This window comes from Catenulispora pinistramenti (genome assembly GCF_018274385.1).
GTDB lineage: Bacteria > Actinomycetota > Actinomycetes > Streptomycetales > Catenulisporaceae > Catenulispora > Catenulispora pinistramenti.
Window position 1 is genome coordinate 28,744 of the sequence record NZ_JAAFYZ010000013.1, and the last position, 22,119, is coordinate 50,862.

The window sequence follows — 22,119 nt, forward strand, 5'->3', positions numbered from 1 at the left end:
GAACGCGGTGGTGAACTTCGCGTCTCGGTCGCCGACTGGGTGACCCAGGCCGCGGTGGGATGACGGGTGATCCCCAGCAGGTGCACCCGGCGGGTGCCATGCTCGATGACGAAGGCGACGTACAGCCTGGTAAGCGTGACGGCACAGTCGACGTGGAAGAAGTCGGTGGCGAGCAGGGTGTCGGCGTGGGCACGCAGGAACGCACGCCAGCTGTCATCGCGCAGCCCTGGAGGACCGATCCGACGGGCGCGCAGGATCTTGCGGATTGTCGAGGCCACGACCCGGTGCCCGAGCCGGCGCAGTTCGCCTCGGATCCGGACCACGCCTCACCGACGGTTCTCACTCGCCAGCCGCACGATCAGGAATCAGTTCCTCGCCGATCGGCGGACGGCCCGGCGCCTTGGGCCGGGTACTTCGATGCTCTCGGTCGCGTTTGGCTTCGGCAACCTGGCGTTGGCGTGTCGAACTGTAGAGCGCGTCTTCGCCGTCTCGCCGTCTCGCCGTCTCGCCGAGACGCTAAACCTTGGGACTATGCAAGCATCAGGGCGCAGCGTTGCATAGGAATTCTCCTTATTGGGGCTGACGGCGGTTAGTCAGCAGTGTTGCGCGCAGGTCGGGCTTGCGAACCGTGCATTGGCCCTGTGGCTGCGTACTCATATGTCCGTTTGTTTCGAACTTGCTGGCTGGGATCAATGGCGACTCGCCTGATTCCGCCGTGCTCGAACAAGAACTCGAAGCGAAAAGGGTGGGGCTGCAGGCTCGCCTGCAGCCCCACCCGCCTACGTGTATCAGCGCCTAGCTATAACCTAATCCCACTGCTGGAAGTTCCCTCCGTTCTGGTCATTGAAGTACGGCGTCCCGTCGGACTGCATGTCGAGAACCTTGCCGGAGACGGCGTGCTTGAGAATCCACCCGGCTCCGCCCCACGTGTAATTCCACTGCTGGTATTGATTGCCGCTGCCGCAGGCGCCCGTGTAGAGGCTGGTGCCGTTGCCGTCGAGGCAGAGCCCTGTGGCGATGTCCTTGAACGAGAGACTTCCATTTCCGTTGTTGGTGACGTTCCAGAGCTGAAAGCCGTTCGTGGTGCTACACGGGTTGCTGTAGAGCTGAGCCTGGGCGTTGCTGTCCAAGCATCGGCCGACCGCGATGTTGGCGACGTTCCACACGTTGCCGTTCGTGCCGAACAAGGCGCCGTTGGGGGAGTAGACGACGGCGTTGCCGTCGGTCTGCACCATCAGGCCGGTCGTGCCTTGGTTCGCAGTGTTCGATGCCCACAGGGTGGCGCCGGACAGACGGCCGGTCGCGGAGTTCAGCGGCATCGACGCATAGATCACGAGGTCGCCGTCAGTCTGGAACGCCAGCGCTGCGTTCGGGTTGCCAGCGGTGTTGGAGGACCAGATCGGTGCGCCGTTCTTCTTGTACAGCACCAGATTCCCGTCGGCTTGCCAGACGAGTGTGGTCAGGGGGCCCGACCAGCGGACGGGTCCGGCCGACGCGGGGAACACTGTGTTGTCGAAGGACGCGCCCACAGCGCCGGTGGGAGTCGCGGGGGCCTGCCCGTTCTCTGCGATGCGTAGGTAGCAGGTGGGGCTGAGCGCCGAGATGTCGCCCGCTCCATCGCCCGCACGTGCACTGAAGACATAGAGATGTCCGTTGATCAGGTTCGTCGTGGGGATACTTCCTTGGACCCCGGCCGCCGACGCGGAGCCGGCACCGCCGAGGACGATCGGCGGAGCGACGTTCGGGTCGGTGACATCGCGCATCTCGAATTCCGCGTGCTGGGCGGCGATGGCGACGCTCGCTCCGAGGTTCGGATTGAGTTTGGTGCTGACCACGGGATTGTTCTGGTCGGAGCTACACGGTGTGACCGTGCCGTCGGAACTCGTGAGGTTCGTCGGCGCGGTCAGAGCGTAAACCGGCGCGGTCGCAGGCTTGAAGCCGCTGTTCTTGGACAGCCAAAGCGCCTGGTCCGCCGACAGTACCTGGGCATACACGCGGACGTCGGCTATCCCACCGCTGGTGAAGTTGTTCGCGGCGCCGCTGTAGAAACCGCGGCCGATGGCCAGCGGACCGGTCGAGGCGACGGGTGTGGTGTCGCTCGCTGTCCCGGCCAGTTGGCCGTCGACGTAAAGGGCCATGGTGCCGTTGACGTCCCATGAGGCGACCAGATGGGTCCACACGCCGGCCTTCGGCAGCCCTGCCTGTGAGCTCACTCGGGCGAACGCCGGGTTCGCGGTATCCGATGTCGCCCTGGCGAAAGACCAATTGTTGCCCTGCGCGCCGTTGTTCTCGAACTCGAGGTGGAATCCGCCGACTTGAGAGCCCTGCTGGGTGAGCAGAGTCTGGTAGCCATTGGTGTTGTCGAGTCGGGCCCACAAGGCCACTGTGAAGGGCTTGGTGCTGTCGAAAACACCTCCTGATGTGGCGACGGCGGCGGTGCTGCCGTTGAACAGGCCATAGCCGCCCGGCGCCAGCTCGGCCCCGCCGGCTGTCGTCGCCGGGTGGCTGCCCGACGGCGACGAGTCCGACGCGGTCGTGCCGGAGCCGTCGGTCAGCGTCCATTGGGCGCTGGGCGCCGCGGTCACGGATTGGCCCGTCGTGTACGTGGTGAAGTGGCACATCGACGAGAACGGTGAAGCAGAGTTCTTAGAATCGACTGTGCGCGCTTGCCAGGCGTAGGTGTGGCCGGGCAGCAGCGGCGGAGTTGTGTAGCCGACTGTGCCGCTTCCGCTGACCGCCGAGGAATCGCCGCTCGGCGCTACCGGCCGGACGATCTGCTGGCCGGTAGTGATGTCGGTGACGGAGAACTGACCGTGGACCGATACCGTCGGGTCCGCGTCTGACACGGTGACCTGCAACTTCGGCGAGAGGGAGTCGACCGTGCCGTACGGTCCCGAGGGGAGGCAGCCAGGTCCCGAAGGATTCTTGGCGGCGGGAACGGTGGCCGGCGGAAGGTTTCCTTGCGGGACCGCGGGAACCTGCGGGCCACCGTTCTGGGTGTCGTTGATGTTGTTGACTTCGTACTGGCTCAAGGCACGGTCGAAGACCTGGAAATCAGTGATCTGACCGTTGAAGTAGCTCCAGGTGTTGTTGCCTGGGGCAGCCGGCCAGCCGTTGTTGTTGTACACGCCGGTCCCGATCATGGCGATCGGGTCGGCGTTGGAGACTTGTCCGGACGCTGATCCGAGATTGTTGCCGTCCAGGAACAGCGTTTGGGCGCCGCCGGTGGAGGCGAGGGCGGCGAAGTGCCAGTTCCCGTCGTTGACCGGGGAAGGGCTGCTGATGCCTTGGGCGTTGCCGTTCCAGAAGTGCCCGTAGAGCTTGCCGTCGGTGCCGACGTAGAGCACCGGCATGGCGCCGCCGTCTGGGTTGGCCGTGCCCGGGGTGGAGTGTCCTGTGGAGAACAGCGTGCCGCCGGCCGTGGTCTTGAACCACATCGACGTGCTCAACACGTTGGTGCTGGAGATGAGGTTGTCAGGCAGGCCGATCGCGCCGGAGGAGCCGTCGAACTGCGCGGCACCGCCGTTGAGCTCCTTGGTGAAGGTGACTCCACCGATGATCGTGCCGTTGTGGCCGGCGCCGGTGATATCGAGCTCCGAGGGCGGCTGGACGTCGGTCTTGCCGCCGCTCAGGACCGCCTTGCCCATGGGCCAGTCCAGGATCGACGCGCGGGCCGCAGGGTTCTTGGTCCACGAGACGTCCGAGACGTTGATCGGGGTCGTGCCCAGCTTGAAGGTGCCGTTGTCCGACTTCAGGGGCCAGACTACGAGGCTGCCGCCGGGGCCGCTGCCCCACAGATCGGGCAGCCCGTCGCCGTCGAGGTCCCCGGACGTCCCCAGAATGGGGTTCGCTGACGGCGTCATGCCGTCGGTCAGGACGGTGACACCGGCGTCACCGCCGAGTGCTCCCAGGTCGACTTGGCCGCTGCTTTTGTGAACGGAGCTGAACTGGTAGATCTTGCCGGTAGTGCGGTCTCGGGTCCATAGGTCCGGAAGCCCGTCGCCGTTGGTGTCGCCCGGGGTGAGCAGGTCCTGGTTGCCCCAATCGAAGTCGCTGGTTCCGGCCGGCTGGGCTGTTCCGATGTCGATCCCGTCGTCCAGGGTGTTGACGGTCTTGTAGCGATAGAGCCACAACGTGTTTCTCGTGCCGTCGGCTGTGGGCGCGACTGCCAACAGGTACGTGGGATTGCGAGAGGAGATCGCCCTGGGCGTCAGTGTTCCACCGGGGTAGATGTCGCCTGTCGAGCCCTGGTCGGCCCAACCGATCGCGGCGATCGCCTTGACTCGCGACCAGTCGCAGGGGTCTGTGGTGCATCCGGGCCGGGCGGTGATGGGGATCATCTGGGTGGTGCTGAACTGGCCCGCGCCGCTGTTCAGGTAGAGGTAGAGGTTGGGGGAACCGGGCTTGTGGGCGAACAGGTCGTCTGTGTAGAGACCGTGCATCGAGCCGTGCGCGGTGAGCTGGAAGTTGTTCCATCCCGAGCCGTCAGGACTCTGGTAGACGGTTTTCGACGGTGTCGAGGCGGGGCTGTGTGCCGAGGCTAGTGTGCCGCCTGTGGACGGGACGCCAGTGACCTGATAAACGCGCAGGTCTCCGTCCGGCGTAGCAGTCATCAAGTCCGGTATGCCATCGCCGGTGACGTCGCCGGGCGTCGGCTTGGCGTTGGGGTTGTCGGGGACGTAGAAGGCGTGGGTGAGCGGAGAGGTGGAGAAGTTGCCCGCCCGGTCGACCGCGATCACCCGCAGGATGTGTGATCCCCACGAGAGCGTCGGGATCCGCAGTTGGGCTCGGCCGCTGCCGTCGGCGGTGGTGAGGTTCGCGCTGTTCTCGCCGTTCTGGCAGGTGCCGCCGGCGGTCGAGTAGCTCAAACCGGCGTCGATCGTCCATTCGTAGCACCAGATGCCGGACGGGCCGTTGTCCGAGTCGATGATGTTGATGGTGCCGCCAGGGCCTCCGGCGACCGGTGCGTTCGCGGTTCCGGGCAGGGCGTCCGGCGGGTACGAACCGGGATTCGCCGGATCGAGGGCCGGCTGGTTGGGGGACTGGAAGTCGGTCGTGAAGTAACAGGGTGCTGAGGCCCCGGCGGTGTTGTCGATGTACTTGTCGTACGCGTCGGCCCACCAATAGTAGGCGGTGCCGTCATTCAGGGGAGGGGACCAGGCCACGGTCTTGTCCCGGATACCTCCCGATTCGATGGCGGCGTCCTTTTGGTTTCCGGCGTTGTCGCGCAGGTGGAAGTTGGCCCCGAGGGCCTTGTCCGCAGGCGATCCGATGGTCGGCGAATGGACGAAGGCCGAGAAGATGGGCTGCCCGGTGTCGTTCTTCCCGAGCCAGTAGACGCCGGCTTGCGCGGGACAGCTGTTGGCCTGGTTGTTGCCGTGGGGAGTCGGATACGTAGTGGTGTTTCCCACAGTGGGCGGCAGGTCATAGGTGATCTGCCAGGCCGTGTGGTTGGTCGTGGAGAACCGCAGGAACGAGTTGGCGTCGGACTCGTTGCTGTTGAACAGGCCGACGGTGAGGTTCGGGTAGCCGTGGTTCAGGGCGGACTGTACGACGGCGGTCATATCGAACTCGATCGGCGCCGGCGGATACATGTTGTTGCCGGTCGTGGTCACCGGTGACACCGCGGCCGGCGGCATGTCCTGGCAGACGGCCTGGTCGATGTTCCAGGTGCACGCGCGGTGGTTCCAGGTCGTGTACCTGTCGATCGCGGCCGCCGCGAACGCCCGGACGCTGGCGGTGTGGCTGCCGTTGGCCGAGGCGCCGGATACCGCTGCCTGGAGCTTGCCACCGTTGGCAATGACCTGCAGGCCGGGCTGGTGCAGTTCAGCAGGAAACTGGATCTGCATGAACGTGCGCTCGATACCGGTCCCGCACGCGCTGGCGAAGCCCTGGTACCCGACTCCGGGGTCGTAGCCCTGAGGATGGGCGTCGAAGTTCGGATTGATGCCGTTGTTGCCGTCCGGCAGGCATTGCTGTTCCCAGGTCCAATGGTTGACCCAGTTGCCGTTCGTGGGCGTGACACTCGGGTCGATGTACACCGGGTAGGTCGTGTCCGGCCCGGACAGGACGGCGGTGTCGGGAGTCACCACGAGCCCGGACGAATCGGCCTTGATGGGCAGAACGGCGACCTTCGCGCCCGGTGCCGGTCCCTGCGCGGTGGACGAGGCCGGTGCGGTCGGGTCTCCCGGGGCGTCGGTGGCGGTCGGTGACACGGAATTCGCCCTGGCCTTGGCGGTGGTGTTCGGAGCGGCTTGGGCCGTCCCGGAGTCCCACATCATGGCCGGGGGCGCTGCGAATCGGGGCGTTCCGGACGCGTCGGCGGCGGCGAGGTTCCCAGTCGAGTCCGAAGTCAGCTTCAGCGTCTTCGAGGCCGTCCCGACATGCAGTGTCTTGAGTGCGGGGTTGGCCGCGGCCTGGGCGTCGTGGACGATCAGGGTGTTCTCGAAGCCTCCGAACGCGTCGACGGAAACCTGGAGGTCGACTCCTGGCAGCACCGAGGCGTACGTCGCCATACTCCCCGCCAGCGAAGGTTTGGGCAGTGTGGTCGGCCAGGTGAGTGCCAACTGATCGCCGGAGGCGTTCGTCATCGTGGCCAGCGGACCTGATCCGCCTCCGGAGAGTGTGACGGGCGACTCCACGGCGACCGGGGCCACCGAGCCGTCAGGGTTCGCCTTCAGACCGGTGTCGATCGGAACCCAGCTGCTGGAGCGTTTCACCCGCTCCGGTGCGATGCTGGAGGTCCAGGTGAAAGTCCCGTCCGCGTTGGCCGTGGTCTGGGTCTCGTCCGTCGTCAAGCCGTCCACGACGACGGCCTTGCCGCTGCTGACGGCCTTGGCGCTGGCCGTGGCCAGCGCCGACTGCCGGGCCGTGGCCTGGGGATCCGGTGCGGGGGCGGGCTTCTGGCCGGTTCCGGCTGCGTCGGTTGCTGCTTGGGTCCCGGAGCGGGACGCCGTCGGCGTCTCGTGGGGCGTTCCGGTCGCGGCGGCGGCCTGTCCGACACCGATCGACACCGCCGTCAGGCAGCTGATCGCGCCGCAGGCTGCCCGTAGCGCAGCGGAACGGATCTTGGAGAATTGCATGGGCGCGAGGGTAGAGCGTGCCCGGAATCGGCGATTCAGGCGAATGACTACTAACCTCTGTAAGAGATGACTATGCAGCTTGTGAAAGTTATCAAGCCGAAACCTACTAGGCGGTACAAATCATTGGCTTGATTAATAACGGCCCGAACCACTAGCCTGCGAGGCCTCGATCTTGATCATTCGGGTGGGAGGCATCGGGCATGGGTGGGGCATCGCCGTGGGGACGGCGCAGGCTTTCGCGGATACACATGGCAGTCGCGGTGGCACTGTCGGCGACGTTGGTCGCCGGCGTCATCGCCGGCGCGCCGACCGCTTTGGCGTCGAAATCCAAGAACCATGAGCTCTGGTCGCCGCGGCCGTTGACTCAGAGTCCTTCGATACCGGGCACGCCCAAGACCGGCGCCGCGCCCAAGACGGTGCAGCAAGCCCTCAAGCAGCAGACGACGGTTCCCGTGCCGGCCCCTGTCTGGCCGGCGGGCGGCTCAGTGGTCGTGGACACCGGCTCGGCCGCGCAATCCGGCTCGGCGGCCCAGGTCCCCGGTCAGCCGGTCTGGATATCCGGTTCCAGTCACGCGTCGCAGCCCGAGGGGACTTCGGCGAAGCTGGACGCTTCGGCCGCCGAGCCGGCCCCGGCCAAGGTGGCGGTCCAGATGGCGACGCAGGCCCAGGCCCAAGCCGCCGGGGTCAAGGGTGTGCTGCTGACCGTTGCGCGGGCCGACGGCGACAATGACTCCTCGAGTGTCCGGATCGGTTTGGACGACACCGCGTTCGCGGCGGCCTATGGCGCCGGCTGGTCTTCTCGCCTGCATTGGGTCCAGCTGCCGGCGTGTGCGTTGACGACGCCGTCGGACCCCGCGTGTGAGCGGCAGACGCCGATCCCGTCGAGCCGGAGTGCATCGGACCAGCGCGTCGAGGCCGATGTCGCTCTCCCCGCGCCGGCCTCGACGGTGCAGCCGAAGGCCGCCGGCGCCAACACGACCGCTGCTGCTCCGAACCCGCTTGGTTCGTCTGCGTCCGCCCCCGTGGTACTCGCGGCCGTCGCCGCGCCTTCCGGGCCGACCGGCTCCTTCCAAGCCACCTCGGTCAAGGCGTCCGACTCGTGGGGCACCGACGGGAACACCGGCGGCTTCAGCTACGGGTACCCCATCGCCGTACCTCCGACCCTCGGCGGAGCGGCCCCGGGCATCGCCCTCGGCTACGACTCCGCTGACGCGGACGGTCAGACCGCGGCGGCCAACAACCAGAGTGGCCAACTCGGCCAGGGCTGGTCCTGGGCCCCGGGTTTCATCGAGCGTTCCTATACCGCCTGCGTCAATGACCACCAGCCGTATTCGCCGGATCTGTGTTACGGCAAGCAGAACGCGACACTGAACCTCGCCGGACACTCCGGAACCCTCGTGCTCGACGACACCAGCAAGGTCTGGAAGTTGATGAGCGACGACGGCACCCAGATTCAGCAGCTGCTCGGGGACCCGTTCGGCGCCAACGGCGATCACGACGGCGAGTACTGGGTCGTCACCACCAACGACGGGACGAAGTACTACTTCGGTGCCGGGCATCTGCCGACCGGTACCAACCTGGGCACGCCGTCGAACTCGGTTTGGACCGAGCCGGTCTACGGCGCCGACCCGGGAACGCCGTGCCACGCTTCCACGTTCGCCGCATCGGTGTGCACCAAGGCCTGGCGCTGGAACCTGGACTACGTCGTCGACGTGAACGGCAACCTCACCTCGTACGGCTACCAGACCGAGACGAACTACTTCACCACCGGCGTCACCGACACCTCCAACGGCAGCCTCGTCCAGTACATCCGCGGCGGCTATCCGACGGCGGTGAGCTACGGGCAGACCCTCGCTGAGGCGGCGGCCGGTGGGAAGTCGGCGGCGCAGGTGCAGTTCACGGTCGCTGAACGGTGCCTGGCCGGAGCGACGGCCTGCGACCCGAAGAACTACTCGAACAACATCTTCAGCGGCAACTGGCCGGACGTTCCGACCGACCAGATGTGTCCGTCGTCCGGGGCGTGCGGCAATGACTCGCCGACGTTCTTCACCACCAAAATGATCACCGGGATCGCCACCCAGGTCCTGAAGAACGGCGGCTACGCACCGGTCGACTCCTACCAGCTGACGTACAGCTTCGCCGACCCCAACGACAGCCCCGGACGACCGGTCGACTCCACCGGTAAGGCGCTGTGGTTGTCCTCGATCCAGCGCACGGCCGTCAACGGGCTGACTCCGGTCACCCTGGCGCCGGTGGTGTTCTATCCGAAGATGCTGGATAACCGGGTCGCCGGGCTCAGCGCGAACGGGACGGCGATGCCGCCGTTCCGGCACCCGCGCATGTGGATGATCAGCACCGAGACCGGTGAGACGACCACGGTCGACTACAACAGCCCGCAGTGCAACAACGATCCGAAACTCGGCAAAGTCGTGATGCCGTCCGCGCCGGGAACCGACACCCTGCTGTGTTTCCAGCAGACCTGGACGCCCAGAGGCATGGCGTCGGTGGCCGACTGGTTCAACAAGTACGTCGTCACAGCGGTTACCACATCAGCCGGCAACAGCGGGCTGGGCACCAGCTCACCCGACCACATCACGACGTATACCTACGGCGGTCTGCCGGCTTGGCACACCAGCGACAACGAGCTGGACTACGCACCCGGCTCCAAGGCGACCTGGGATCAGTTCCGTGGCTACCCGCAGGTGAGCGTCACCTCGGGAAACCCGTCCTCCAGTGACCCGATCACCAAGACGGTGTCGACCTACCTGCGCGGCATGGACCAGGACTTGAGCATCGACTCCGCGGGCAAGTCGTCGATCCCGCCGGTCCGGGTCACCGATTCGCTCGGCGCCACCGGTGCCCAGGGCATCGTGGACGACGTCGCCTTAGCCGGTTCGATGTTGGAGACCGACACGTACAACGGATCGACCATCGTCAGCAAGAAGGTCTCGGTTCCGTGGCTGTCCGCTCCGACCGCTCAGCACGTTCGCACCGGCGGCCTGCCGACGGTGCGAGCCCGGATGCATGGCCTGCAGACGAGCAAGGGTGCTGATCTGCTGGCCAGCGGGGCATGGCGGAACTCGGCCACGACTAACGCCTACGACAGCCTGGGGCGGCTCTCGACGGCGGACGACCTCGGTGACGGTACGGCGTCCTCGCCCGAAACCTGCACCACGACGACGTACGCGAGCTTCACCAACCAGCCGCAGTGGAAGGACTACGTCTTCGAGAACACGACCGTGGCCGGGCCCTGCGGGACCAAGCCTTCCACGACGGCCACGGTGGCGGACACCCGGACGTTCTACGGTGCTCAGGCCTCACCGGGTACCGGAGCCGTCTCCTCGACGTTCGACGGGTCGAAGGCTCCGGACGCGGCCTACACCCAGGTGATCGATCACTACGATGCCAACGCAGGGGCGGTTTACGCGACCACCTCCGCGTCGACCTACGACGGGTACGGCCGTGCGGTCACCGCCACCGACATCCCGTCGAATCAGACCACGAAGACGGACTTCGCACCCGCCGGTGGCGCCCTGCCCACGTCGGTCACCGTCACGAGCCCGGCCGGCTGGACCTCGACGACGACGATCGACCCGGCACGCAACCTGCCGCTGCACAAGACTGACGCCAACGGCCGCGTGACCGACGAAACCTACGACGCGCTGGGCCGGCTCACCGCGGTGTGGTCACCGGACCGCAAGCAGGCCACTCAGAGTCCGAACCAGAAGTTCACGTATCTCATACCGACCTTCACCCCGAGCGCGCCGAATCACATGGCCGGGTTGAACACTCCTATCAGTGTGCTGACCGAGACGCTACGGGAGGACGGCACTTACGCGAAGTCGTATATCTATTACGACTCGATGATGCAGAAGGTCCAGACACAGGACACGGCGCCTGACGCCTCCTCCAACGGCTGGCTCTTCAGCAACACCTTCTACGACAGCCACGGCTGGGTTGTCGGTGCCCACGAGCCCTTCTTCAACGACCAGGCACAGGCCGGCGTCCCTCAGATCTTCGACGACGGAGCGGTACCCGGCTCGGACCGTACGTCCTACGACGCGGTGGGCAGATCTGTCAGCACCACCTTCTTCGCCCACGCGAACCCGCAGTGGACCTCCACGGCGGTCTACCGGGGCGCCGATGAGGTCGACCGCAACCCGCCGACCGATGCCACCCCGGGTGCCACGGCGGCAGGGGTTTCCGGGGCCACCGGCACACCTACCACTACCATCACCGACGTCAATGGGCGTGTCACCCAGACGTGGGTGTACCGCCAGGGCATCGCCACGGCCACCGGCAACGCCGGCGACGCCGACGTCACCACCTACACGTACTTCCCGTCGGGCAAGAAGGCCTCGGTGACCGACCCGACCGGGAAGAACGTCTGGACGTGGAACTACGACCTGCGCGGCCGGCTGGCCTCACAGCACGACCCGGACGCCGGGACCAGCCAGACCTTCTACAACGCTGCCGATCAGATCGACCACACCGTTGACGCCAGGGGCCAGAGCCTCTACTACTCCTACGACACACTAGGCCGGAAGACCGGCGAGTTCGCCAATGCCTCGAACGGCCCGCAGCTCGCTGGATGGACCTATGACGCCCAGGCCAAGGGCCTGCCGTCCACCTCTGTCCGGTATTCCGGCGGCGGCACCTACACCACCGCCGTCACCGGATACAGCCCCACGTACAAGCCGCTGGGCTCGGTGCTGACAGTCAACGCGCCGTCCGGATCACCTGACGCGCCCTTCAACGGCAACTACCAGACGACCACCCATTACAAGCCCGTCACCGAGAACGTCCAGAGCGTCGACTATTCAGACCTCGGCCCGCTCGCCGCGGAGACGGTCTCCTACTCCTACAACCAGAACGGTCTGCTGGCCTCCGCGGGAGGAGCTGCCGAATACCTCACCGGCCAGGCCTACGACCGGTTGGGCCGACCGGTCCGCACCACATTGGGCGACATGCCATTGCAGGCGGTGCAGACCACCACCTATGACGACGGCACCGGCCGGCGGCTGTCTGACCTGTTCGACAAGGAGAACGCGTCAGGACCGCTCGACTCCATCAACTATCTGTACAACCAAGAAGGCAAGCTCAAGGCGGTCCAGGACGCCCAACTCGGCGGACAGACCGATAATCAGTGCTTCAACTACGACTACGCCGGGCGCGTGTCGCAGGCCTGGACGGACACCGGCGGTACCCGCGTGCTGTCACCGAACAGTCCGGTCTTCTCGGCCGCCAACGTCGGCGCCTGCAACAACGACACCAAGCCCCCGACACCGTCCTCCGCTTCCAGCCAGGTCGGCGGACCCGCTCCCTACTGGACCGGCTACAGCTACGACCAGATGGGCGACCGGCTCTCGGACGTCACCCACGATGTCACCGGCAACACCGCCAAAGACATCGCACATACTTACGACTACCCGGCTGCCGGCGCCGACCAGCCGCACGCCTCGACCGGCACCACCACCAAGACCGGAGCCGCGGTCACCAGCAACGACGCCTACCAGTACGACGCTGCCGGCAACACCACCCTGCGGAAGATCGGGAGCAGCAACAACCAGACCTTGACCTGGGATGCAGAGGGCGATCTGGCCCAGGTCCAGGACCAGGCCACTGGCAAGTCGACCAGCTATCTGTACGACGCCGACGGGGCGCTGCTCATCCAGCGCGACGACAACGACGACACGCTGTATGTGGCGGGCCAAGAGCTGCACCGGAACCCGCTTACCGGCGCGACGACCGGTAAGCGGTTCATCCAGACGCCATCCGGCGCAGTCGTCGTCGAGTCCTCAGACGGCACGCTCGACTATGAGTTCACCGACTCTCAGCACACCGCGGCCGTCGACATCGACGCCATGACGCTGAACATGCAGCGCCGCTACTTCGACCCCTACGGCAACCAGCGGAACGCGGCTGCCGGCGCTCCCACGTCCTGGCCGGACACCCATGCCTTCCTCGGCAAGCCTCAGGACACCACGACTGGACTGGATATCCTCGGCGCCCGCCAATACGACCCGCAGGCTGGACGCTTCCTGTCCGCCGACCCCGTCTTCGAAGCCGGCGACCCCGGCCAGATGGGCGGCTACTCCTACTCCGGCGACGACCCGGTCAACGCCTCGGACCCCACCGGGCTGATCGGCTGTGACCAGGCGTGCACCGAGCGGATGAACAAGAAGGACTGGCAGGCCGACCAGGACACCGCCAACGAACTGAAACAAGAGGACTACCAGAACACCATCGACACCCCGCAGGCCTGGGGCAAGATCAAGACGAAGTGGTCGAACCCCAGCTACGTGGTGCACCGGCTCAACGCCCACGATGACGACATCGCGGCCGAGAACGCGCGGGCACAGGCACGGAAGCAAAGGGCGGCTGCCGCGGCCGCCGCGGCAGCCGCCAAGAAGAAGCAGCACCACGGCTGGTTCGGAGCGCTGAAAACCGCGGCGAACTTCGCCTACCACGCCTCGGGCGCGGCGGACGTGGTCGGCTGCATCACCGATCCGTCAGTCGGCGGCTGTATCCAGGCAGCGATCACCATCGGCACGGTCATCGGCACCGGCGGAGAATCCATCGCGCTGGAAGGACTGGAAACCCTCGGCAAGGACGCCCTGGAAGGGGCAATGTCCTACGCGGGCAAGGAAGCCGGCGAAGAAGCAGCCGGGGAACTCGCCGTCAACGCGGCCAAGGACGCGGAGGACCTTCCCGGAGCCAGCTGCGTGCTCCACTCCTTCAAGGGCGACACGCCGGTGCTCATGGCCGACGGCTCCGCCAAACCGATCAGCCGAATACAGGTCGGCGACAAGATCAAGAACGCGGCGCCGGGCGCGGACGACCAGACGCACACCGTTGACATCGTCCACGTCACCTACACGGACAAGGACTTCACCAGCCTGACCGTCGGGACGCCGAACGGGCCCAAGACGATCACCACCACCCAGAACCATCCATTCTACGACTACACGGCCGGCCAGTTCGTCGGGGCGGGGAGTTTGCAGCCTGGCGAGCAGTTGCAGACGACCGATACCGGCCGGGTCACCGTGCTGGCCGTGGGCAACTACACGGGGTCGATGGTCACGTACGACCTGACCATTGACGGACTCCACACGTATTATGTGGAGGCGGGTGATACACCGGTACTCGTTCACAACTGCGGAACATCGCTGAACGACCGCGCGGGAGAAGACTTCACAGACGCCGGACGTCAGCAGGTGTATGACGATAACGCAGCAAAGAACGGCGGCGAGTATAAGTGCGATTACTGTGGGCGGACCGTGGAGCGTAGGGCCTCACGGGATGCCGATGGCAACCGAATCTCGGGTCGGCCCGATGATGCCCAGATCGACCACGAGATTCCGAAGGTGCAAGGTGGATGTGGTGCTGCGCATAATGGCTGCGTGGCTTGTCGAGCGTGCAATAGAGACAAGTCAGCGAAGACAGTCGAAGAATGGGATAACGAGCTTCGGGACTTCCTGAATGAGGAAGATAGGTGACCGGGATGAGCCAGCAGCCAACTTCCGCCAGCGGTGCAAAGATGTTCAAGGTCGCGTTCGATCTGGACGCCGAGAAGCCTAACTGGCCGCCCGTTTCGGTCGAGCGTCTGTGGGGTGAGAAGACCGAGGTGAAGTTTGAAATTCGGCTTCTGAACACACCCTTCTTTGCTCGCGGCGTAGCGCATGGCGATCTCATCCAAGTGCGTCCCGATCATGAACGACGTGAGCTTGTATTCGACCACTTCACCTCAGAGTCCGGCCATTCGACAACTCGGGTCGTCCTCATGGACACTGAGGCGGGTAGCGAAGTTGAGACTAGGCTGCGAGAAGCTGGCTGCTCGTGGGAAAAGTCCGAGCAGTTTGCATCTCTCCTCGCAGTAGATGTTCCTCCTGCCGTCGACTACAGACCGCTTCGGGAGTGGCTCCGCGCTCTCACTGCGGACGGGGTTATTGAGTTCCAGGAAAGTGCGATCTCGTCGATCCATCGAGGCCAACTGCCGAATTTTCCTAAACTTTGATGGGATACGAAGGGGTGCTCGGACATTCGGGACCGTGATGTGCCCCGCGGTTGTGCGGGCGAAGATGGCTGCCGTACGAGTACTCCAGCAGCGGTTCGTTGTTTGGTCTGTCGCGAATATCATCGTGTACAAGTCCTGGCCGTTGGTGTTCTTGAGCGTGAACGCGTGCCGCCAACGAGGGCCTGTCGGATTTGCCGATCCACGAAGACGTGGACAAGTTCTACGGCCGAGCCGGAGAGATGGTCGATAACAGAGTGGAGACACACGGTCTTAACGATCTCCAGATGCACGGCGGTGAGGAAGTCGGTCACGGTGGCGTTCGCAACCTGTCGAATGAAGATCTGCTCAAGCCCGGCGGTCCACAGGGCAACGATCCGATCAGTGGGTATCGCGACTGGGCTCCTGGCGATTCAGGAAACTTCCCGGGATCTCTCGAATAGTTATTACCGGCGGCCATCATCGGACAGCGGAAATTGCACGTCGAGTTCTATCGGGAGATATGGATCCGAGTACCTTGATCGAGTTTGCGATACGACGATGAAGCGACAGGCTGTGGTGGACATCCCGGCAGGTCAGGGCTATGTAGCCTGCGTCCTTCTGGGTGATGGCGAGAAGCCGGGACGTGCTTGGATCTGCGTCCACAATACGCAGCTTCCCGCAACACGGGCTTGGCTGGGATGCTGGAGCTATGAGGCTGGGGCTAGCACGGAGGTGCTGCGCGAGCTGCTCGTTCAACTGGTTAGTGAGATATCGCAACATGCAAGAGTTGGTCCGATGGGGCCATTCCTCGGAGAGACGTACTTCTTCGATGGATGGCAGATCTGGGGAATCGGTACGCCGACACCGCTAGTTGGCGTGTCGCCTGCCGAACTATTGGCGACGCCAGACGATCATGTTGCGATTGAAGAAGTGTCGATTTGAAAAATCTGCGGTAGCCCGTAGCTGAAATGAGTCAACCGTTCTGTAGCTGGTAATACGAGGAGCCCGTCGATATTTCGACGGGCTCCTCGTGGGTCTTGACGGCTACTTTTGACGGCAACGCCGGTGGACGGTTGCCGTCACGGGTTCTACTGCCGAGGTGTCGGCGGTGACGCCGATGTGGGCGTGGCCGAGGAGTTCCTTGATGGTGACGAGCTCGACGCCCTGTTCCAGCATCAGGGTGGTGCAGGAATGTCTCAAATCGTGGAAGCGGATTCGTCGCACCTTGACGGAGTCGCAGAGCGTGCCTAGGTAGCGGCGCAGCTTCACGGGATCGATCGGGGTGCCCACTCGGGTAGGGAACACGAGTCCCTGTTCCTTCCACACCGTCCGGGCCGCCTCACGCTCGGCGACCTGCTGCTCACGGTGCTGCTTGAGGGCGTGGACGCATTCGGTCGGCAGAGCGAGGCGGCGTTCGGAGGCCTTGGTCTTGGGCGGCAGGAACACCAGGCCGCGCTCGGGTAAGCGTTGCAGGGTTCTGCGGACGCTGAGGGTTCCGGCGTCCAGGTTCAGATCGGTCCACCGCAGTCCGAGCAGTTCCCCGCGCCGTAGTCCGGTGCGCAGGGCGAGCTCGAACAAGGCGTGTAGCCGATGCGCCCGCGCCGCAGACAGGAGTCGCCGGGCCTCCTCCAGGGTCAACGGCTCGAACCGGACGGGACGTCCGGTCTTCATCGGGACGAGTTTGGTGACGTTGCGGGGGAGTTGATCCTCGCTCACGGCGTGGTTCAGGGCGCTGGCCAGCACGGCGTGCGCGTACTGCAAGGTGCGCGGAGCCAGGGTCTGGTGGCAGCAGGCTCCGATGGCGCAGCAGTGCGGGGCGCGGTCCTTGTTCCGCCGGGACGGCGTGGGGGCGGCGTCCTTGCCTAGTGCAGCGCCGCGTTGATCCTTCGGGGGTTTGATCAGGTTTTCGGGTCGCCGAGGTAGAGTCCGGCAGCGCAGTCCAGCGCGGCTTCCGGGCTGCCGAACGGCAGGCTGGTGGGCAGGATGTTGTCCTCGTAGCGCTCGTTGCTGTAGGTAAACAGTGCGAACCCCCACAGCTCGGGGTGGCCGGTGTCTTTCAGGCGGCACAACTGCAGGTCGCCGTCATCGTCGTCAGCCAGGACGGCGTCGATGTAGGCGTAGCCGGCCCGCCAGCGGACCTTGATCTCGGTGATCTGCGGCCAGCGCCGGGCGTGGGCGGTCAGGCGCTGGTGCAGGGCGGCCGTCTTGGCGGCGTTCGGGCTGGCCATGGCCCTATCCTGCCCGATCCCCACGAAGACCGGTGACCTGGTGCACCACGACCAGGGACCGCCCCGAGATGATCAGCGGAACAGCAGTCTGATCTCAGGGTGGGGCGATGGCACTGACCAGTCCGTTCGTGATCGAGTTGACCGGAGCCGAGCGCGAGGACCTGGAACACCTGGCCGATTCGCGCACCGCGCCGTTCGGGCAGGTGCAGCGGGCCTCGGTGATCCTGGCGATGGCCGACGGGATGTCGAACGCCGCCGTGTCCAAGGCCGCCGGACGGCATGTCGACACCGTCCGGACCTGGCGCAAACGGTTCGCCGTCGAGTGGCTGGCCGTGCTGACCGACCGGCCCCGGCCGGCCAGCCGCCCCCGGCTGTCCCCGGCTGTCCCTGGAGGACAAACTACGGATCATCGCCGCGGCCACCGCTACGCCGCCGGGGACAGACACCGTGTGGACCCACCGGCTGCTTGCCGAACACCTGGGCTTGGCCGGGCTGGCCGTGTCCGCCTCGCAGATCGGCCGGATACTGGACGCCGTCGATCTCAAACCGCACCTGGTCCGCGGCTGGCTGACTCGACCGGCCGACCCGGAGTTCTTCACCAAAGCCGCTGACGTTTGCGCCCTGTACCGCACCTGCCCGGAGAACTCCGTAGTGTTCAGCGTGGATGAGAAGACCGGCATCACCGCCCGCTCCCGCAAACACCCCGACCAGCTAGGACAACCGGGACAACCGGGACGGCGGACCCGCCGGGAGTTCGAGTACATCCGCCATGGCACCGTCTCGATCGTCGCCGCGCTGAACGTCCACACCGGCTAGGTCCTCACCGAGACGATCGCCCGCAACAACGCCGACACCTTCATCGGGTTCCTGCACGCCCTGGACGCCACCGTCCCGGCCGGCACCGACATCCACCTGGTCATGGACAACGGCTCATCCCATGTCGCGAAGAAGACCCGGGCCTGGCTCGCGGCCCGGCCCCGCTTCCACGTCCACCACACTCCCCAGCACGCCAGCTGGCTCAACCAGGTCGAACTGTTCTTCTCGACCCTCACCCGCCGCCTGCTCCGCCGCGGCCAATTCGCCTCCCGCGACGAACTGGCCGAGCGCATCGACGACTTCGTTCTGGCCTACGACGAACACGACGCCAAGCCCTACCGCTGGACCTACGACGGCAGCCCGCTGAAGACAGCGTGAACCCCCGAAGGATCAACGCGGCGCTGCACTAGGCACCCCGCTCATAGGCTCCTTCCTGATCGGAGAGCCGAACGAAGTATGGAGGCGCCATGTGCATGCCCGCCCTCTGATTGCCGACCCACGACGTGACGTCGTATTCGCATACCGCGTACGCTTGCCGCGCCCCGATCTGCACGGACAGCCTGCCGAACTCACCGTCGATCTTCGCCACCGATACCGAAGCCCCGGAGGGGACCTTGTACAGTTCGCTCGCGGTGTCCTCGTACGCATCCAGCCAGTCGACGGTCTCGACTCCGGCGAGTCCTGGCACTGCCGACAAGGGTTCCACGAGGTCGGCCATCGCATCCTCTGGTTCGGAGTATCGCCCTTGCGTGCTCGCAGCTGGCGCGCCCTCCTGACGTGCGCCCACGACCACGCCGCCGTCGAGCTCAAACACAAGCTTTCCTGGGCCACACGCTGCCGCATCCCAGCCTTCGTCGAACTGGCCCGCAAGATCAAGAAGAACCGTGAACAGATCGACAACGCCCTCGACCACAACCTGTCCAACGCCCTGATCGAATCCATGAACACCAAAATCCGCCAGATCACCCGCACCGCCTACGGCTTCACCAACCCCGAAGCCCTCATCGCCCTCGCACTCCTCGCTCACGGCGGCTACCGACCCCAACTACCCGGCCGAACCACCCACGGATAAGTCAGGGGCGCCAGCTTTTCAGCTTTGCCGGCGGGACCTGCGTGATCTGGTCCTTGAGGCCGGCGAGCGCGCTGGCATGGCTCAACGGCAGCACGAAAACGTGTGGAATGGACGCGAGCCTGGAAAGGAAGGACGGTTCACCGCAAGATCCTGCCCTGATGACGCGGTGCCGAGATCTCGGCACCCACAGTCTCAGTGTCGCGCGGCGCCCGGGACCGGCGGGGCGGGGGCGAGCAGTCTGAGGTCGCGGGCTCGGGCGACAGCCTCGGTCCGGCTGTGCACGTCGAGCTTGTCGTACAGCTTGCGTATATGGGTCTTGATGGTGTTGCGCGAGACGGACAGCTCGCCGGCGATGTCCTGCGAGGTCAGGTTCGTCGGCAGGTAGCGCAGCACGCGGATCTCGCTGTCGCTGAGCGGTCCGACCAGTGGATGTGGGCCGCCAGGTGCCTGCGCGACCTGGGCTCCGTCGAGCGCACTCCGAATCTCGGCAAGCAGGGAGGCGTGCGCGGTGCGATGGTGATCGGCCAGCCCAGGGGGCGGATACAGCAGAAACGGCGAGAGCGTTCCGTCGGGCTCCGCCTCGTCGAGGGCGTGTTCGATGGCTGATTCCACACCTGCCCGGTCAGCAAGCGCGTCGTACGCGGCCGCCGCCAGCAGGTGGGCCTGAGCCCGCCAGACGCGACGGTCCAGTGGAACGTCACCTTCCAGTACCGGGGCGAGCGCGGTGAGCGCGGCGTGCGGGTCGCCTTGCGCGAGATTCAGCTCAGCGGCGGCGGTATGGATCTCACCGAAGGCGCGATCATGGTCGCCCAACCCGGCCAGCAGGCGCTCGGCGTGCTGGGCCTGGCCCGAGCGAATCAGGGCATGGATCTGAAACGTGCGTATGCGGGGGATGAGGTGGTGCGGTCCGTCCAGCCGCTGGGCCTGGGTCTGGACGGACCGCAGCGCGGCCAAAGCCGCTTCGTAGCGGTTCCGGCCCAGCTCGAGCAGCGCGCGGACATAGCTGATCCCCAGGCTGGCCGCAGGCTGTGTCTCCGCTCTCAGGGTTCGTTCGGCGCGTTCGACCCAGGGCTCGGCTTCCTCTGTCCGGCCTTGCCGCACCAGCACGGTGGCCACCGCCATGCAGGCGACGCCGGCGGCGGCATGGTCGGTCCAGCCGTGTCGACGGGCCAGCTCGTACGCCTGCCTGCCATCGCGGTCGGCTCGGGCGAACGAGACGTAGATCTCTGCCATCGCCAGGTCGGCCAGGCCCGTGAACTCCAGATAGGGACGCCCGATCCGTCGGCTCAGTGCGATGCCGGCCTCCAGGTGGTCTCTGCCGTCCTCAAGCCGGTCCACCCAGAACTCGGCCGCGCCCAGACTGATCGACACGAGTGCCTGCAGATCCTCGTCGGGGCCCTTCCCGGCGGAATCCGCCGCTGTCTCGGCGTAGAGTCGTGCCGCGACTTCGGCCACCGCCGAGACGTTCCCACGCTCACGGGCCAGCAGCAGCCCGACGATCCCGAGCAGGATGCGAAGCCGACGACGATCGGGTTCGGGCACTGACGTCGATCGACGCTCGGCGAGGCCGAGGAAGCTCTCGGCCGCCTCCAGCGATCCGCGGTTGAGCTCATCGGCGGCTGCCACGACGGCCAGGCCGGCGTCAGCCGCCACCAAGTCGGCGGGGAACGCGGTGAGCAGTTCGTGGATGGTGGCGTGTTGTCCGTTCAGGCGCAGACCGGACCACGCATCGACAAAGAGGCCGGTGGCGAGGTCCCAGTCCTGGGCTGCCTGCGCGTGCCGGATCGCCTCGCCCGGGAATCCGTGCTCGGCCAGCCATCCGGCGGCGGTCTTGTGCAGTCCGGCGACCTCACCGGGCGCTACGCGTCGCAGTTCCAGCAGCAATAGGTCAGCGAACATGTGGTGATAGCGGAACCAGGTGCGCTGCCCGTCCAGCGAGACGACGAAGGCGTTTGCCCGTTCCAGGTCCAACAGGATCCGTTCGGCGTCCTCGTCGCCGGTCAGCAGGCTGGCCAGTTCCGCGTTGACCCGCTCCAGGACGCAGGTGCGCAACAGCAGCCGCCGCACTTGCTCGCTCTGCCGGTTCAGCACCTCCGCCAGCAGGTACTCGGCGACCGTCCGCTCGCTGCCGGAGAAGTCGGCGGCGGACTGCACCGGTTCAGGCTGCCTGGCCAGCGACAAGGCGGCAAGACGCAATCCCGCCGCCCAGCCCTCCGTCCGTTCGTACAGCGCCGTCAGCGCCGCCGTGGGCAAGTCCACACCCGCGGACGTCACCAGCTCGGCGGCTTCGGCCACGCTGAACTTCAAATCGTCGGCTCGGATCTCGGTCAGCTCGCCCTCCAGCCGCAGCCGGTGCAGCCCCAACCGAACGTCGTGGCGGGCGACCAGGACGAACCGAAGCTCCGGCGGGGCACGCATCACCAGCAGTTCGAGTTGCCGCAGGACCTCCTCCGACCTCAATTCGTGCACGTCGTCGATCACCAGCCACAACCGGTCGCGCACCGATGCCAGATCCTTGAGCAGCAGCTCCATCAGTGCCCAACCATCTAGATCCGGCGCCGCCGAAACCGCTCGCACCAGCTCCGATCCCACGGAAGTCCGACGTATCGCATCGAGTACTGAAATCCAGAACCGCCGCGGATCGAGGTCATCGCGCCCCACCGGCACCCACGCGGCGCGACCGGCCATGTCCGGCTGGCTGATCCACGATTTGAGGAGCACCGTCTTACCGCTTCCCGGCGGTGCCGACACGAACGTCACCCGGGCCGCCCCGGCCAACAGCCGCACCAACGCCGGGCGTGACACCACCCTGCTCACCACAGGACCGGGGACACCCGCGACGCTGGTACTTGTCTCACCCGAGCCCACATTTCATATTATGTCACCGTCGTCGGCGCCCGGAGCCTTGGCGGCTTGAGGAGTCGT

10 protein-coding genes and 3 pseudogenes are annotated in these 22,119 nt (G+C 65.9%); 8 read left to right on the forward strand and 5 right to left on the reverse strand.

Going from position 1 to position 22,119, the window contains the following annotated elements:
* Positions 1-806: 806 nt before the first annotated feature.
* Entirely contained in the window at positions 807-7,082 is a 6,276-nt protein-coding gene (locus KGQ19_RS06055; RefSeq protein ID WP_212008073.1) for a LamG-like jellyroll fold domain-containing protein, read from the reverse strand.
* Between the two features lie 248 nt (positions 7,083-7,330).
* Here KGQ19_RS06055 and KGQ19_RS06060 point away from each other — a divergent pair, with 248 nt between their 5' ends.
* The 4 genes from KGQ19_RS06060 to KGQ19_RS06075 all read left to right on the forward strand — a co-directional run bounded on the left by KGQ19_RS06060 (position 7,331) and on the right by KGQ19_RS06075 (position 16,020).
* Positions 7,331-14,581 carry an RHS repeat-associated core domain-containing protein gene (locus KGQ19_RS06060; RefSeq protein ID WP_212008074.1) on the forward strand — a complete coding sequence of 2,417 codons (7,251 nt, stop codon included), beginning with the start codon at positions 7,331-7,333 and terminating at the stop codon, positions 14,579-14,581.
* A 5-nt stretch (positions 14,582-14,586) separates the two neighbouring features.
* Entirely contained in the window at positions 14,587-15,099 is a 513-nt protein-coding gene (locus tag KGQ19_RS06065; protein WP_212008075.1) for a DUF4265 domain-containing protein, read from the forward strand.
* Between the two features lie 209 nt (positions 15,100-15,308).
* Positions 15,309-15,539, forward strand: coding sequence for a hypothetical protein (locus KGQ19_RS06070; RefSeq protein WP_212008076.1), 231 nt, complete (start codon positions 15,309-15,311; stop codon positions 15,537-15,539).
* A 97-nt stretch (positions 15,540-15,636) separates the two neighbouring features.
* Positions 15,637-16,020 (forward strand): hypothetical protein, encoded by a 384-nt coding sequence (locus KGQ19_RS06075; RefSeq protein ID WP_212008077.1) that lies wholly within the window; start codon positions 15,637-15,639, stop codon positions 16,018-16,020.
* A 150-nt stretch (positions 16,021-16,170) separates the two neighbouring features.
* On the opposite strand, the pseudogene KGQ19_RS06080 reads toward KGQ19_RS06075, so the two are convergent.
* Both KGQ19_RS06080 and KGQ19_RS06085 read right to left on the reverse strand, forming a co-directional pair.
* A pseudogene (locus tag KGQ19_RS06080) lies at positions 16,171-16,893 on the reverse strand (tyrosine-type recombinase/integrase); the annotation flags it as partial.
* 83 nt (positions 16,894-16,976) lie between these two features.
* Positions 16,977-17,306 carry a hypothetical protein gene (locus KGQ19_RS06085; RefSeq protein WP_212008079.1) on the reverse strand — a complete coding sequence of 110 codons (330 nt, stop codon included), beginning with the start codon at positions 17,304-17,306 and terminating at the stop codon, positions 16,977-16,979.
* 242 nt (positions 17,307-17,548) lie between these two features.
* Here KGQ19_RS06085 and KGQ19_RS52580 point away from each other — a divergent pair.
* The 3 genes and pseudogenes from KGQ19_RS52580 to KGQ19_RS06100 form a co-directional block, all read left to right on the forward strand.
* Positions 17,549-17,632, forward strand: a pseudogene (locus tag KGQ19_RS52580) (hypothetical protein); the annotation flags it as partial.
* 121 nt (positions 17,633-17,753) lie between these two features.
* Positions 17,754-18,122 carry a hypothetical protein gene (locus tag KGQ19_RS49325; RefSeq protein WP_230418250.1) on the forward strand — a complete coding sequence of 123 codons (369 nt, stop codon included), beginning with the start codon at positions 17,754-17,756 and terminating at the stop codon, positions 18,120-18,122.
* 60 nt (positions 18,123-18,182) lie between these two features.
* The gene (locus KGQ19_RS06100; RefSeq protein WP_230418255.1) at positions 18,183-18,500 is read left to right on the forward strand and encodes a transposase; all 318 of its coding nucleotides are present in this window, start codon (positions 18,183-18,185) and stop codon (positions 18,498-18,500) included.
* 28 nt (positions 18,501-18,528) lie between these two features.
* On the opposite strand, the gene KGQ19_RS06105 is transcribed toward KGQ19_RS06100, so the two are convergent.
* Positions 18,529-18,840, reverse strand: coding sequence for a hypothetical protein (locus KGQ19_RS06105; protein WP_212008082.1), 312 nt, complete (start codon positions 18,838-18,840; stop codon positions 18,529-18,531).
* 69 nt (positions 18,841-18,909) lie between these two features.
* Between KGQ19_RS06105 and KGQ19_RS06110 the strand changes: the two are divergent.
* Positions 18,910-19,194: pseudogene (locus KGQ19_RS06110) on the forward strand (transposase); the annotation flags it as partial.
* 192 nt (positions 19,195-19,386) lie between these two features.
* Here KGQ19_RS06110 and KGQ19_RS06115 read toward each other — a convergent pair.
* Positions 19,387-22,002 carry a winged helix-turn-helix domain-containing protein gene (locus KGQ19_RS06115; RefSeq protein ID WP_212008083.1) on the reverse strand — a complete coding sequence of 872 codons (2,616 nt, stop codon included), beginning with the start codon at positions 22,000-22,002 and terminating at the stop codon, positions 19,387-19,389.
* Positions 22,003-22,119: the final 117 nt, after the last annotated feature.